At 66.7% G+C, this 12,911-nt stretch carries 9 protein-coding genes; 5 read left to right on the top strand and 4 right to left on the bottom strand.

The annotated features are described in order from the left end of the window. Positions 1-3: 3 nt before the first annotated feature. Positions 4-1,206: a multidrug effflux MFS transporter gene (locus ACPW96_RS19445; RefSeq protein WP_425885082.1), complete on the top strand. Its 1,203-nt coding sequence runs from the start codon at positions 4-6 to the stop codon at positions 1,204-1,206. 190 nt (positions 1,207-1,396) lie between these two features. Here the strand turns inward: ACPW96_RS19445 and ACPW96_RS19440 are convergent, their stop codons facing one another. Further along, a complete protein-coding gene (locus ACPW96_RS19440; protein WP_425885081.1) occupies positions 1,397-3,220 on the bottom strand; it encodes a glycoside hydrolase family 15 protein in 1,824 nt (607 codons plus the stop codon). Positions 3,221-3,517: 297 nt separating this feature from the next. After that, complete coding sequence (locus tag ACPW96_RS19435) at positions 3,518-4,525, bottom strand: AraC family transcriptional regulator (RefSeq protein WP_425821050.1); 1,008 nt, start codon at positions 4,523-4,525, stop codon at positions 3,518-3,520. 217 nt (positions 4,526-4,742) lie between these two features. On the opposite strand from ACPW96_RS19435, the gene ACPW96_RS19430 reads away from it, so the two are divergent. The 4 genes from ACPW96_RS19430 (at position 4,743) to ACPW96_RS19415 (ending at position 10,895) form a co-directional block, all read left to right on the top strand. Next, the gene (locus ACPW96_RS19430) at positions 4,743-5,981 is read left to right on the top strand and encodes a styrene monooxygenase/indole monooxygenase family protein (RefSeq protein ID WP_425885079.1); all 1,239 of its coding nucleotides are present in this window, start codon (positions 4,743-4,745) and stop codon (positions 5,979-5,981) included. Further along, positions 5,981-7,711 (top strand): flavin reductase, encoded by a 1,731-nt coding sequence (locus ACPW96_RS19425; protein WP_425885077.1) that lies wholly within the window; start codon positions 5,981-5,983, stop codon positions 7,709-7,711. The genes ACPW96_RS19430 and ACPW96_RS19425 overlap by 1 nt, the downstream gene beginning before the upstream one ends. A gap of 257 nt (positions 7,712-7,968) precedes the next feature. Continuing rightward, positions 7,969-10,212 (top strand): nucleotide disphospho-sugar-binding domain-containing protein, encoded by a 2,244-nt coding sequence (locus ACPW96_RS19420; RefSeq protein ID WP_425885075.1) that lies wholly within the window; start codon positions 7,969-7,971, stop codon positions 10,210-10,212. A 38-nt stretch (positions 10,213-10,250) separates the two neighbouring features. Beyond that, the gene (locus tag ACPW96_RS19415; RefSeq protein ID WP_425885073.1) at positions 10,251-10,895 is read left to right on the top strand and encodes a DUF4239 domain-containing protein; all 645 of its coding nucleotides are present in this window, start codon (positions 10,251-10,253) and stop codon (positions 10,893-10,895) included. Positions 10,896-10,983: 88 nt separating this feature from the next. Here ACPW96_RS19415 and ACPW96_RS19410 read toward each other — a convergent pair whose 3' ends face one another. Both ACPW96_RS19410 and ACPW96_RS19405 read right to left on the bottom strand, forming a co-directional pair. Then, the gene (locus tag ACPW96_RS19410) at positions 10,984-11,670 is read right to left on the bottom strand and encodes a VOC family protein (protein ID WP_425885071.1); all 687 of its coding nucleotides are present in this window, start codon (positions 11,668-11,670) and stop codon (positions 10,984-10,986) included. Between the two features lie 23 nt (positions 11,671-11,693). After that, the gene (locus ACPW96_RS19405) at positions 11,694-12,671 is read right to left on the bottom strand and encodes an IS481 family transposase (RefSeq protein WP_425885209.1); all 978 of its coding nucleotides are present in this window, start codon (positions 12,669-12,671) and stop codon (positions 11,694-11,696) included. Between the last annotated feature and the right edge of the window lie 240 nt (positions 12,672-12,911).

Here is a 12,911-nt window from a genome sequence, read left to right as displayed (position 1 = left end):
CGGGTGACCGCCCCCCTGACCCTGGCGCTCGGGGTGATGGCTGCAACGGGCCCGCTCAGCCTCGACGCCTATCTCCCGGCGCTGCCCACGATGGCGACGGAGTTCGGAGTCTCGCCGCAGGTCATCCAGCTGTCTCTGTCCGCGTGTCTGCTGGGCCTCGGGGTGGGGCAGCTGTTCGCCGGCCCGCTCGGAGATCGTTTCGGGCGCCGCATCCCCATGGTGATCGGCGCGGCACTCTATGTGCTGGCCTCGCTCGGATGCGCCCTCGCCCCCGACGCGGTGTGGCTGATCGCATTCCGGGCGATCCAGGGCCTGGCGGGTGCGGTCGGTCTCGTGCTCTCCCGGGCGGTCGTGCGCGACATCACGAGCGGCAACACCGCCACGAGGCTCTACTCGCAGATGGCCGCGGTTTCCGGGGCCGCGCCCGTCGTGGCCCCGGTGGCGGGTGCCCTCCTGATCGGGGCGGCGGGATGGCGAGCGGTGTTCGTGGCGCTGGCCCTTCTCGGCATCGGGATGATGCTCCTCGCCCAGTTCGTCATCCGAGAGACGCATCCACGGAACGCACGTACGTCCGCCGCGGTGATACCCGTCCTGCACTCGTACGGGCACCTGCTGCGTGACCGCACGTTCCTGGGCTATATGGTCGTGGTGCTCTTCACGGCCGCGATCCTCTTCTCCTACATCTCCAGCGCTCCCTTCGTGCTGCAGAACGTCTTCGGCCTCACCGAGCTCGGTTTCGCGCTGTGCTTCGCGGCGGTGGGCGGCGGACTCGTCGTGGTCAGCCTGCTCAATGCCCGCCTGGTCCGGCGCCACGGTGCGCGTGTCACGCTTCCCATAGCGTCCGCCGTGCAGCTGCTCGGCATCATCGCACTCGGCGCCCTGATCGTGGTGAGGATGACACAAGGCTGGAGCTCCATCCCGCTGCTCGTCGTCTGTCTCCTCTGGGCGGTGACGCCATGCGGGGCCATCACGCCCACGTGCGTGTCGCTCGCGATGGCCCGGGGCGGGAACCGAGCCGGATCCGCGTCCGCCCTGCTCGGCACGAGCATGTTCTTGGTCGGCGGGCTGGTGAGCCCGATCTCGGGAGGTGTCGCCCCGGCGATCGCGATGGTCGTCCTGATGCTGATCGCCTGCTGCGCCGGACTCGTCGGCATCCTCGTGGTGACCCGCCGCGGGGCGGACCCGGAGAGCTCCACAGCGGACTGAGACGGGGCCACCGGCACAGCCGCTTCCCGAGCGCGTGGGCCGGTCAGGATCCCCAAGCGGACAGTTCCGTCGGACGCCGTTACTCGCGTCGGTGGTGTGAACGATTCGCCGATGGGCGATGACTGTGCGGGAAACGTCCGATCCAGTGCCGATCGAGTGTGCGTGCCGGGCGGGGACACCCGGCCGGTGTTCACTTCAGCTGCCGGGCGCGTGCGTCACTCAGCGCCTCCGCGGCGATGACGAGCCCCAGGTGGCTGAAGGCTTGCGGAAAGTTTCCGAGGAGCTCGCCTGTCTCGCTGTCGACCTGTTCCGCGAGCAGACCGAGGTCGTTCGCATAGCCTGCCCCTCGGATCAACACGCCCTGCGCTTCCTCCGTTCGACCGACCGTCGCGAGCGCTTCCGCGAGCCAGAACGTGCAGAGCAGGAAGCTCCCTTCCTCGCCGGCAAGTCCGTCATCCGCGGTGTATCGGCGGACGAGACCGCGCTCGTCGACGAGTTCGCCCATGATCCTCTCGAGAGTTGCCGCGAACTTCGGGTCGTCAGGCGGGAGGAACCCGGTCAGCACTAGCAGGAGAGCTGATCCGTCGAGTTCCCGGCTCCCGAAACTCTGGGTATAGGCGCCCTCAGCTGCATTCCAGCCCTCGGCGACGATCGCGTGCCGGATCTCGTCCCGCACCCTCGCCCATCGCTCGAGACGGTCGGTTGCGCCGAGCATGTCGGCGAGCGCGATGCCACGGTCCAGGGCCACCCAGCACATCAGCGTGCTGTGGAGGTAGCGGCGCTGCGGCCCGCGGATCTCCCAGATTCCGAAGTCGGGCGTCTGCCATCCTTCGGCGGCGGCTTCCACGGCGGCGATGAGCAGCTCGCGACTGGGCTCCGCCAGGTCGGGGAGCTGGTTGCGGAGGGTGTAGGCCGCGTCGAGGAGGGCCCCGTAGATGTCTTGCTGGCGTTGCGCCCATGCGCCGTTTCCGGTGCGCACTGGCGCGCTGTCCCGCCATCCGCGCAGTTGAGGGTGCGACCGCTCTGTCAAGTCGCGTTCACCGCCGATGCCGAACATGATCTGCATGGGCAGCCCCCGCTGGAGCTGGGTCGAGGTGGCCCTCGCGAGGAAGGCGAAGAATTTGGAGGCCTCCTCCGGGCATGCCGCGATGAACAGCCCACGCATGGTGAGGCTGGCGTCGCGCACCCACGTGTACCGGTAGTCCCAGGTGCGCGCTGTGCCGATGCCTTCGGGGAGGCTCGTAGTCCCGGCGGCGAGAATGGCACCGCTGCGGGCGTAGGTGAGACCCTGGAGGATGACGCCGCTGCGATGAACGAGTTCTCTGAGCGGTCCCTCGTATCGCTGGTGCAGGTTCGACCAGCTCTCCCACGCCGCCTGGGTGTTCTCGATCCTCCGAATGACCTGTCGCTGACCGAGGGGTGCCGGTGGGGTATCCCATGCGTCGGACTGCTCGAGTGCGAGAGTCAGATGGTCTCCGGCAGCGAGCGCGATCGTCCCGGAAGCGCCCACCACGCCCGTGGAGAGCGGGGCCTCAATGGAGAGCAGCAGCTGCGTCGCACCGCCCAACGCGAGGAACCCTCCAGCAACGGGTCCGAGACGCGGATGGATCAGACCGAACTCGGGACGCGGACACCACTCGACCAGAACCTCCACCTCACCGCTGACGCACTCGGCGTCTCGGAGCAGAATGCTCGGCGCATTCAGGCCGAGGTCATGCCCTCGCTCGTTCTCGCCGAGGCTCAGCGCGTCACGCACCCTCAACTCACCGGCAGCGGATGTCCAGGTGGTTTCGAGCACCAGACTCTGCGGCAGGTAGCGGCGCTCCGCCGTTGCGCGTGGGTCCGCGGGCCGGAGAGCCAGGTAGCCGGCATCCTCATCCAGCAGGCGGGCATGGGCGGGAGTGCTGTCGAAACGGGGAAGGCACAGCCAGTCCACGCATCCATCCCGACTGACCAGCGCACTCGTACGGGAATTCGACAAGAATGCGTACTCGGCGATAGGCGTCTGACTCATCGGTGGCCGCCTCCCGTCAGCGTGCGTCTGCAAGGGTGAATGCGAGCGAGAGGTTCCTGCTCGCCTTCGAGGAAGCGATCGACTGCCTCCTAGCGGTCGCAATCGGAGATTCTCCGGGGTCCGCCAGGCCGAACCTCGTCTCGGTGAGCTAGCCCCGAGTGCCCTGCGACGTGTCCTGGGTCGCACTCCGCCTCGCGGCCCAGCGTGCCTGCTCTGCCCTACGAGGTCAAGTTACGGATCGATGACGTCGAGGCGCCGTGCGGTCATCTCAGAGGGTTGATGCGAGTCCCGTGCCGCTCATCGCCGCAGTGTCTGGGCGGGACTCTCGCCGTACCGCGCTCGGTAGTCGACCGAGAAGCGTCCGAGGTGACCGAATCCGCACCGCTGGGCGATCGAGGTGACCGATTCATGGGTCTGGTCGGATGCCGCGAGGAGCTCGTGAGCGCGACGGTATCTCGCATCGCGCAGCAGCGCGGACGGAGTCGTTCCCGCCGCCGCGCGGACGTGCTCCTGTAACGTGCGCAACGGAACGCCGATCGCTGCTGTGGCATCCATCACGCCCGCTTCGGTATACGCCGCGTCGTCCAGAAGGGCCAGGTAACGGCGATAGATGCTGTCGCCGTGCACGACCGTCGATGCCGTGGCCCACGCCTTCGGACGGCCACCGAGCGAGTGCTCGATCGACTGGAGCAGGCGGATGATCATGAGTTCGGCCGCGAGCTTGCCGGCATAGTCGTCAGTGCCGACAGGCTGCTGAAGTGTGTCGTGGAGCTCGACGACGGCGCGGAGGAATCGGAGGCTGTCGATCGTGTCGAGGTTCAATTGCGGGGCGACCGTCAGCTGCGGCGGTTCGGCCAGCCCGTACATCGCAGCGGCGACACGGACCAGCTCGTCGCGTCCCACGTAGACGATCAGGTGCGGGGTGCCGGCGTCCCAGCGCAACACGAAGTCCCGGTCGATGGGAGGCACGGTCGCAACGTGGCGGGAGGATTCGACTTCGACGCGCCCCGCACTCATGGTCGCCCGGCCCGTCAGCGGAATCTGCACCAGGTGGAAGTCGTTCAGACCCACCGGGGAGATTTGCACGGGTCCGCCATAGTCGAGGAATTCGATACCGGTCGTCGCCAGGTGTGCTGATCGCAGTCGAAGGTGCACGGGATCCCGCCCGAGTGGCCTCAGGACGTGGGTGCAGAACAGGTCCGAGATCGTCGCCTGGGCGTCGTCCACATCATCCCGCGCGACCGTATCCCGAGACGAGAGCACGTCATCGGCTTGTGGCAATTCGATTCGAGCGGGCGTGCTCATGGCGGGTCGCCTCCTTGCGCGAACTCGATCCGCGTCGGATGGACAGATCCTGCGTCGTGCGGATAGCAGGGCGCACCGTCATCGGAGTTGACTCCAGTTACGCAGTCGCATCGACGGTGCCACTGTACGCCGGGGTCCGCAGAGTCGCACTACGGCATATCCGCTCCTTCCGGCCGAAGCAGGACGAGGAGCATCACACCGAAAGGCAGCTCCACGCATGTCACATCGATACGTCACCATCGTCGGCGCCGGCCAGTCCGGCCTTCAGCTCGGGCTCGGTCTCCTCGATAACGGATATCAGGTTCGGATCATCTCGGATCGGACGCCGGGCGAGATCCGGTCTGGCTCGGTCGCCTCCAGTCAGTGCATGTTCGCCTCGGCGCTCGGCTACGAGCGCGATGTGGGCATCGACATGTGGAACGCCGCTCCCTGGGTGGAGGGGATCGGATTCGCGGTTCCTGATCCGGCTGCACCGGGGGAGAAGCTGTTCAGCTGGGCCGCCCGCCTCGACCGCCCGGCGCAGTCGATCGACCAGCGCGTGAAGTTTCCCGCCTTGATCGAGCTGTTCACCCGTCGCGGCGGCGAAGTCGTCTACGAACAGGCTGGGATCGCCGAACTGGAACGCTACACCCAGGAGTCGGAGCTCGTCATCGTCGCGGCCGGCAAGGGTGAGATCGCGCGTCTCTTCGAGCGTGACGCACAGCGCAGCACGTACGACGCGCCGCAGCGTGCCCTCGCCCTCACGTATGTGCACGGCCTGACGCCGACGCCCGACTTCTCGCGGGTCAGCTTCAACCTGATCCCCGGTGTGGGCGAGTTCTTCTCGTTCCCGGCTCTGACGATCACAGGGGCGTGCGACATCTTCGTGTTCGAGGGCGTCCCCGGCGGCCCTCTCGATCGGTGGGCCGGTCTGACACCTGAGCAGCACCTCGAGGCATCCCTCGACGTCCTACGCACCTTCCTCCCGTGGGAGGCCGAGCGTGCGGCAGACGTGACGCTCACCGACGATCGCGGCGTGCTGCAGGGGCGCTTCGCGCCGACGGTGCGCAAACCCGTCGCGGCGCTGCCTTCGGGTCGCACCGTGCTCGGCATCGGCGACGTCGTCGTCTTGAACGACCCGATCACCGGGCAGGGATCCAACAACGCATCCCGCAGCGCGCAGACGTACCTCGAAGCGATCCTCGATCACGGGGCGCTGCCCTACGACCGGGCATTCCAGCAGGGCGCGTTCGAGCGCTACTGGGCGCGGGTCAAGCCAGTCATCGACTGGACGAACGCGCTCCTCCAGCCGCCGCCACCGCACGCGCTCGGAGTTCTCGGGTCTGCCGCGCGATACCCCGAGATCGCCCATCGTTTCGCCAACGGCTTCGACGACCCCGCAGACTACGGCGACTACTTCCTCGACCCTGAGGGGGCGGATCGGTACCTGGCCGGTATCACCGCTCGCGCGGCATGATGGACGCGCCACGGCGCGTTGCGATCGTCGGGGCGGGCGAGGCCGGGGCGCAGCTTGCGCTCAAGCTGCAGTCGGCCGGCGTTGCGGTCGTCCTCTTCTCTGATCGATCCGCAGAGCAGATCCGCACCGGGTCGATCATGTCGAGCCAGTGCCTGTTCGGCTCAGCGCTCGCCATGCAAGCGGGGCTGAGCGACGCCGCGATCTACGCCGGACCTCGTAGCGTCGCCATCCGTGGTCTCGACGTCGCCCTTCAGGGGACGGCCAACTGGTGGGCGCCGCTGGACCGGCCAGCCCTGTCGATCGATCAGCGGATCAAGGTGAGCGACTGGATCGAACAGTTCACGCTCGCTGGGGGCGACTTCCGCGTCGAGGACATCCGGCCATCCCGGCTCGACGTGCTCGCGGCGTCCTCCGACCTGGTCGTCGTTGCCACCGGCAAAGCCGACCTGTCACAGGTATTCGTCACGGACCGCTCGCGAACCCGCTACGACCGTCCGCAGCGAACATCGGCGGTCACGTATGTGCGCCGCACGGCGGCGAACACGACGGACAGCATCCGGCTGCACATGAGTCCCGGAGTCGGCGAGTTCTTCACATTCCCGGGTGTCACGACGAGCGGCGACTGCCAGATGCTGGTGTTCGAAGGCGTGTCAGGAGGCCCAATGGACGCCTGGGCCAACGTGTCGACACCGGATGCTCACCTCGAGCGCGGCATGGAGCTGCTACGACGGCACTTCCCCGACGAGGCCGAGAGGTTTCACGGCGCCGAGCTCACGGACGCGGGTGCGGTCCTCCGCGGGCGGGTCGCTCCCATCGTTCGCAGGCCGGTCGGCGAGCTTCCCAGCGGAGCGGTGGTGATGGGACTCGGGGACGCGGTGATCCTCAATGATCCGCTGACCGGTCAGGGGTCGAACAACGCGACGATCGCGGCCGAGCACTACTTCGAAGCGATCATCCGTCGTGGCCGGCTTCCTTTCGACCGCTCATGGATGACGGAGACGTTCGAAGAGTATTGGCGGGCGTGGGCGCAATGGTCCACGATCTGGACCAACGACCTGCTGTCCGGCCTCCGCCCCGAGCAGGAGCGGCTGTTCGCTGAGGCCGGTCGGCACCCGTCGCTCGCCGCCGCCATCGCCGCCGGCTTTGACGACCCTCGAACGCTCTTCCCATGGTGGAGCGACGCGCGCGCCGCAGAGGCCTTCGTCGAGGATCGCGCGGCCGACGAAGAGGCCGTGTTCGACCTGCGCGACTTTCGCCGCGCGCTCGGGCAGTTCGCGACAGGGGTGACGGTCGTCACCACACTGAATCCGCACGGCGACAACGTCGGAGTGACGGCGAACTCCTTCGCGTCGGTGTCGATGGACCCCCCACTGGTGCTGTGGTGTCCGGGCAGGCATTTGCGCAGCCTCGGGGACTTCGAGCGCGCGACGCACTACGCGATCAACGTCCTGGCCAGCGACCAGCATCCGCTCTCACGACAGTTCGCCTCAGCGGCCACCGACAAATTCCAAGGAGTGCCGGTAACCGAGGGCATCGCCGGGGTGCCGTTGATCGCCGATGCGATTGCGACGTTCGAGTGCCGCACCGTCGCCCGTCACGACGCTGGAGACCACGTGATCTATATCGGCGAGGTCGAACGCTACTCGTACCGGCCGGACTCCCCGCTTGTGTTTCATGGTGGTGGGTATCGCGACACCGCCCCGCACGCGTCGGCGCTGCCTGCTGAGTAGCGCGGCTACCACGCCCGCGCGCACGAGAAGGTCTGTGCCTTCCGTTGAGGATCCTTGACCGGGCGTACCGCTGAGTGGTGGTCGTCCGTCTCATGACGGCCCCGCACGCGCCTCGACGGTGTGCCGCTGGAGCGGCGCAATCGAGATCACGAGCGGATGCTCGCTGGCGCACTATCCCGACGAATGCGGGAAAGGTATGGTGGCGTCAGGAGTGCCGGGAAGCCTGGTCGGCGGCTGATTGTCGATCGGAGCTCACAGTGCGCGTTCTCATCCTCACCTTCGGTACCCGCGGGGACGTCGATCCCTTCATCGCCCTTGCCGATCGCCTTGCCAGCGACGGCCATTCGGCGGTGCTCGCCGCGCCGGAGCCTTATCGTGGAGCGGTCTCGCCCGCCGTCAGATTCGAGGCGATGGCGACGGAGATGCATCGCGTCATGCGCGCGGGGATGGCCGATCTCGGTGGCCCTTCTCAGGCGCTGGGGCTGGCGCGTGAGATGTTCGCGGCGATGGATGAGTCGCTGGGTGAGCAGTGGAACATCGCCCAGCGCGTTGATCCGACCGTCATCGTCGGCCACCCGAAAGCGCTCGGTGGCATCCACATCGCGGAGCGGCTGAGTGTGCCGTTCGTTTCATCGCTGCCGCTTCCCTTCCTTACTCCCACGACGGCGTTTCCGATCCCGTTCGTGGCCCGACCGCTTCCCGGACCGGTGAATAGGGCCACTTACCAGTTCAACCGGATCACAGCGCTGGCATACGGAGGCATGGTGAACCGCTTCCGGCAGTCACTGCTCGGATTGCCTCGGATGAGTCGACACAGCGATTATCTCCGCACGCTGGATGGTGACCATGCGTCGGTGCTCTATCCGTTCAGCCGCCATGTCGTCGCCGTCCCGGCCGACTATCCGGCACGCGTGCATGTCACCGGTTACTGGTTCACCGCAACCGCCACGACCTGGACCGCGCCCCCGAGATTGGTGGACTTCCTCGAAAGCGACCAACCTGTGGTGTACGTCGGTTTCGGCAGTATGGGCTTCGGCGCAAAGGCGGCGCAGCGCAGTCGTGTCGTACTCGATGCCTTGCGAAGTGTCGGCGTCCGTGCCGTCGTGGCAACCGGGTGGGGAGGGCTGGCCGCCGAGTCAGGGAACGACATCCTCGTCGTGGATGACGTACCGCACGAGTGGCTCTTTCCCCGTGTCAGCGCGGTCGTCCACCATGGCGGGTCCGGCACCACTGCGGCGGGTCTCCGTTGGGGCCGACCAACCCTCATCTGCCCGATCCTGGGTGACCAGGCTTTCTGGGGACGGCGAGTGAACGAACTCGGTGCTGGACCACGTCCGCTGTCGCTGCGTCGCGCCACGTCATCCTCTCTGGCCGATCGAATCGTCGACCTCACTTCGCACGAGAGCTACCGGACTCAAGCCGCGGTCGTCGAGGACGGCATCCGAGCGGAGGACGGAACCGGTGAGGCAGTGAAGCTCCTGGAGCAGATCGAGTCAGCGTCTTCTTCGCGACGAGTCGCCGCCGCTTCATCGGCGAGCAACGTGCACCTTGGACGTCGGTCATCGGGGCAGGCGCATCGTCGTTCGAGCCCTGCTGTGCGCCGGCGAGACCCCCACACTGACTCCATGGTTCGGCCGCAGCTCTTTTCAACGAGCGCCGGAGTCGTGGAGATCGTGCATCTCCCGGGTGAACGGCCTGGCGTGTTGTTCTTTCCTGGGGGCCATTGCCGTGCGGCGACGGACTGCGGCTGGAGCCTGTACACCGCGCTGGGATACGAGGTGGTCTCGTTCTCGCGCCCGGGATACGGCGGCACTCGTGTCGGTCGACTCACCGCGGCCGAATTCACCCCGCTCGTTGGCGAGGTGTGCGAAGAGCTGGGAATCTCGACCGTCGCGGCGTCAGTGGGGGTGTCGTTCGGGGGCCTGCAGGCGGTGCACGTCGCCGCCGGTCAGGGATCGACCGCGCAACGTCTGATACTCCACAGCTGCGCGCCCTCCAGCCCGCGCTATCCCGACAGTATGCCCGAGGCGCTCCTAGGTCCGGTCCTGTTCTCCCCGGTGCTGGAGGGCGTGGTTTGGCGTGCCGTTCGAGCTTCCATCCGGTCGGATGAGGGGCTGCGCATGATGATGTCTCCGCTGTCGAACCTCCGCGCCAGCGAGTGGTGGGAGCGAATGGATGAGGCGAACAGAGACGAGGCCCGGAATCTGTTCCGGTCGATGGGGTCGGATGCCGGCTTCGTCACTGACCTTCGCCAAGGCCACGCCCGCGAGGCTGAGTTGCGACGGCGAGCGATGTCGCGTGTTCACTGCCCAACGCTGGTGACCGCCTCCAGGCACGATGGTGGAGTGTCTTTCGCTCATGCGGAGGACTTTGCTCGCGTGGTGCCCGACTCCAGTCTGGTAGAGCTCGATTCGCCGACGCACCTCTTCTGGATCGGCAATGCCGGAGTGCAATTGCTCGCGATCATCGCTTCCTTCATGGGAAGGCCGGTCAGCGTCTGACGCGCGCTTCGCGGCGAGGTGCGAGCTTTCTCCTCGGTGTGATCGGCACCTTCGGCGTCTTCTTCGGCATCCTGCTCGCGCTCGTAGCGGTGTCGGTGTACGAGAACTACTCAGCTACCCGGCAGGCGGCCCTCCATGAGGCCGGACAGCTCACCGCGTTCTACCGCGGCACCACGGGCCTGCCCGAAGACGTCGCCTCGCCGATTCAGCAGACGATAGACGAGTACCTGGTTGTCGTCATCGAGCAGGACTGGCCCGATCAGCGTCGGGGATCCCTGCCCGACGCGACCGTGGAGCTCGTTGACGAGATGGAGCGGCAGATCCACGAGTACAAGCCCGCGGACCTGCAGCAGCTCGCGGAGTTCCAGCAGCTTCTGGCCACCTTCGACGATTTCGTGGAAACTCGACGGGAACGCATCGACGCGACCACGCTGGAACTTCCAGGGCTGTTCTGGCTAGCGATCTGGGTCGGTGCCGCCGTGAACGCCGTGCTCATCGGCCTCATCATCGTGAAGAGCCGACGATTGCATCTCCTCATGGCCGGGATGCTGGCGTTGTTCATCGGACTTGTCATGTTCACGACGGCAGACATGGACCGGCCCTACCAGGGTTCCATCTCCGTCGGCCCAGGGGCGTTCGTACGCGTGATGGAACAAATCGAGGACATGCGAACCGAGCCTTGACAAGAACGCCTGACCTTATGGAGACGCCTAGCGCATCCGGGGTGCCGAGCTTTGAGCGGGCGTGAAAGACGATCCCTGGAACACGCTCTCACTTGTTGAGGGAGTCCTCAGTCCCGCGCTCGTGGTCAGCTGGTCTCATGCCATCTGGCCATGCCGCGATGCACACCTTGTTGCCGGACCGATCCGCGAGGATCCACGCGCTGGGCGCCTCAGAGTCATCAACGATTCGGCCGCCGGCTGCGACCGCGGCGTTCATGCGCGCCTCCGCTTCTGTGCGACCGACGGAGACGTCAACATGCATGGCATGGCGCAGCGGCCGCGCGGGATTCAGCTCCTGCATCCAGACGGTGGAGCCATGACCGTTGGGGTCGATGCAGTTGTCCTCTTGCAACGGCTGGTAGCCCAGGACCGCGCGCCAGAACCCGAGATCCGTCTCCTCGGGTTTCGCGGCTATGGCAAGTTGCACCTCCTGCACCGCGCACGTGTCCGCGACGGCGCCGTGCTCCCTTGCCACGCGCGAGATTTCACGCGCTACCTCGATGTGCCGCTCCTCGGTGCCCCAGATCTCGCGCGTGAGCTTGACCGTGAGGCGGTCGGCCGCGACGGTCAGAAGCGTGCGTGATTCCAGCGCAGGAAGCTCCGCGATCGCCGCTGCCAATTGCGCAGCCTGTCGTAGAGAGGGACGTGTGAACACGGCGGTCGGTCCTCCGTGGAGGATCACCCAGTCCTGGAGGTCGTCGGCCGCGAGAAATGCTCGCCATCCCAGTTCGCTCATGATGCGACCCTAGGTGTAGCGGGTCATGACGTTGGTTGCAGTCGGCTGATCGGGGGCTTGCCTCCGAGGGCTGAGTGGCGTCGTCCAGTGTTGTAGTGCTCGAGCCAGGGGTCAGGGGCTGCGGTGCGGTCCGCGTTCGCGGTGAATGGTTGCCGGTAGGCCCACTCGGTCTGCAGGGTCCGGTTGAATCTCTCGACCTTGCCGTTCTGCCAGGGGCAGTGCGGTTTGATGAACTTCTGCCGGATACCGTGCGCGACGCAGACCTCGCGTAGTGACCATCGGTATGCCCAGGCGTTGTCCGTGATCAGCTGCTCGATCCGGGTGATGCCGTGAGCGGCGAAGTAGCCGATCGCGCGTTCGAAGAACGCAGCGCATGTTGGCCCCTTCTCGTCGGGGAGGACCTCGGAGTACGCGAGCCGGGAGTGGTCGTCGACGACGGAGTGGACGTAGTCGTAGCCGATACGCGTGATCGGGCTGTTGCGCCGAGTCTGATGGTTCGTCGAGATCCCGCCGTGCGCACGCCAGCCACCGCCGTCGGGGATCCGCCCTAGCTTCTTCACGTCCATATGCACCAGCTCGCCCGGCCGTTCCCGTTCGTAGCGGACCGTGGTGGCCTTCGATGCGCGGATCCGCTCGCCGGTCATCGGATCCAGCTGAGCCAGGCGGGGCAGGCCCGCGCGGGCGATGATCCGCGACACCGTCCGCGCCGGCACCCCGGTCCGCGCCGCGACCTCGTCACGCCCGATTCGTTCCTTCTTCCGGAGCGCAACTACCACCGCCGCCCTGGCATCGGGAGTGCGGTTGGTGATGCGGTGAGGGCGCGAGGAGCGCTCTTGCAGACCGGCCTCACCTTCTTCGCGGTAGCGGTCCAGCCACCGCTTCACGCAGCGACGAGAAACGCCCATCGCTGCGGCGATATGCGCTTGCTTCCACCCGGCGCGGGCGCGGTGGACGATGAGCAACCTGCCGTGCACGGTCAAGCGGGCGTTACGGTGGGACACGAGAACCTCCGAGTTCGTGAAGACGTCAGACATCTCCACTAAGCCCGGAGGTTCTCCCTTTCACAAGACCCAACCGGGAACCAACCTCATGGCCGGGTACACCTGATATGTAGTGCCTTCTTGTCAAGAGGGCATGGTGAGGCGCCGTCCGGGATGTCCCGGCCGGCGCCTCTTGCTTCGTGATCGGCTGGTTGGTGAGCGTGTCGTTGCGACGCGCGGTCAGTCTGATATTCGCGGGTT

The sequence above is a fragment of the Micromonospora sp. DT81.3 genome, from assembly GCF_049847225.1.
Classification (GTDB): domain Bacteria; phylum Actinomycetota; class Actinomycetes; order Actinomycetales; family Microbacteriaceae; genus Microbacterium.
Note: the sequence above shows the minus strand (reverse complement) of the source record. Positions and strands in the feature narration are given on the sequence as shown.

Bases quoted from the DNA above. Each gene is read 5' to 3' on its own strand.
- ACPW96_RS19440 (WP_425885081.1), bottom strand. From the start codon at position 3,220: ATGAGTCAGACGCCTATCGCCGAGTACGCATTCTTGTCGAATTCCCGT.
- ACPW96_RS19435 (WP_425821050.1), bottom strand. From the start codon at position 4,525: ATGAGCACGCCCGCTCGAATCGAATTGCCACAAGCCGATGACGTGCTC.
- ACPW96_RS19430 (WP_425885079.1), top strand. From the start codon at position 4,743: ATGTCACATCGATACGTCACCATCGTCGGCGCCGGCCAGTCCGGCCTT.
- ACPW96_RS19425 (WP_425885077.1), top strand. From the start codon at position 5,981: ATGGACGCGCCACGGCGCGTTGCGATCGTCGGGGCGGGCGAGGCCGGG.
- ACPW96_RS19410 (WP_425885071.1), bottom strand. From the start codon at position 11,670: ATGAGCGAACTGGGATGGCGAGCATTTCTCGCGGCCGACGACCTCCAG.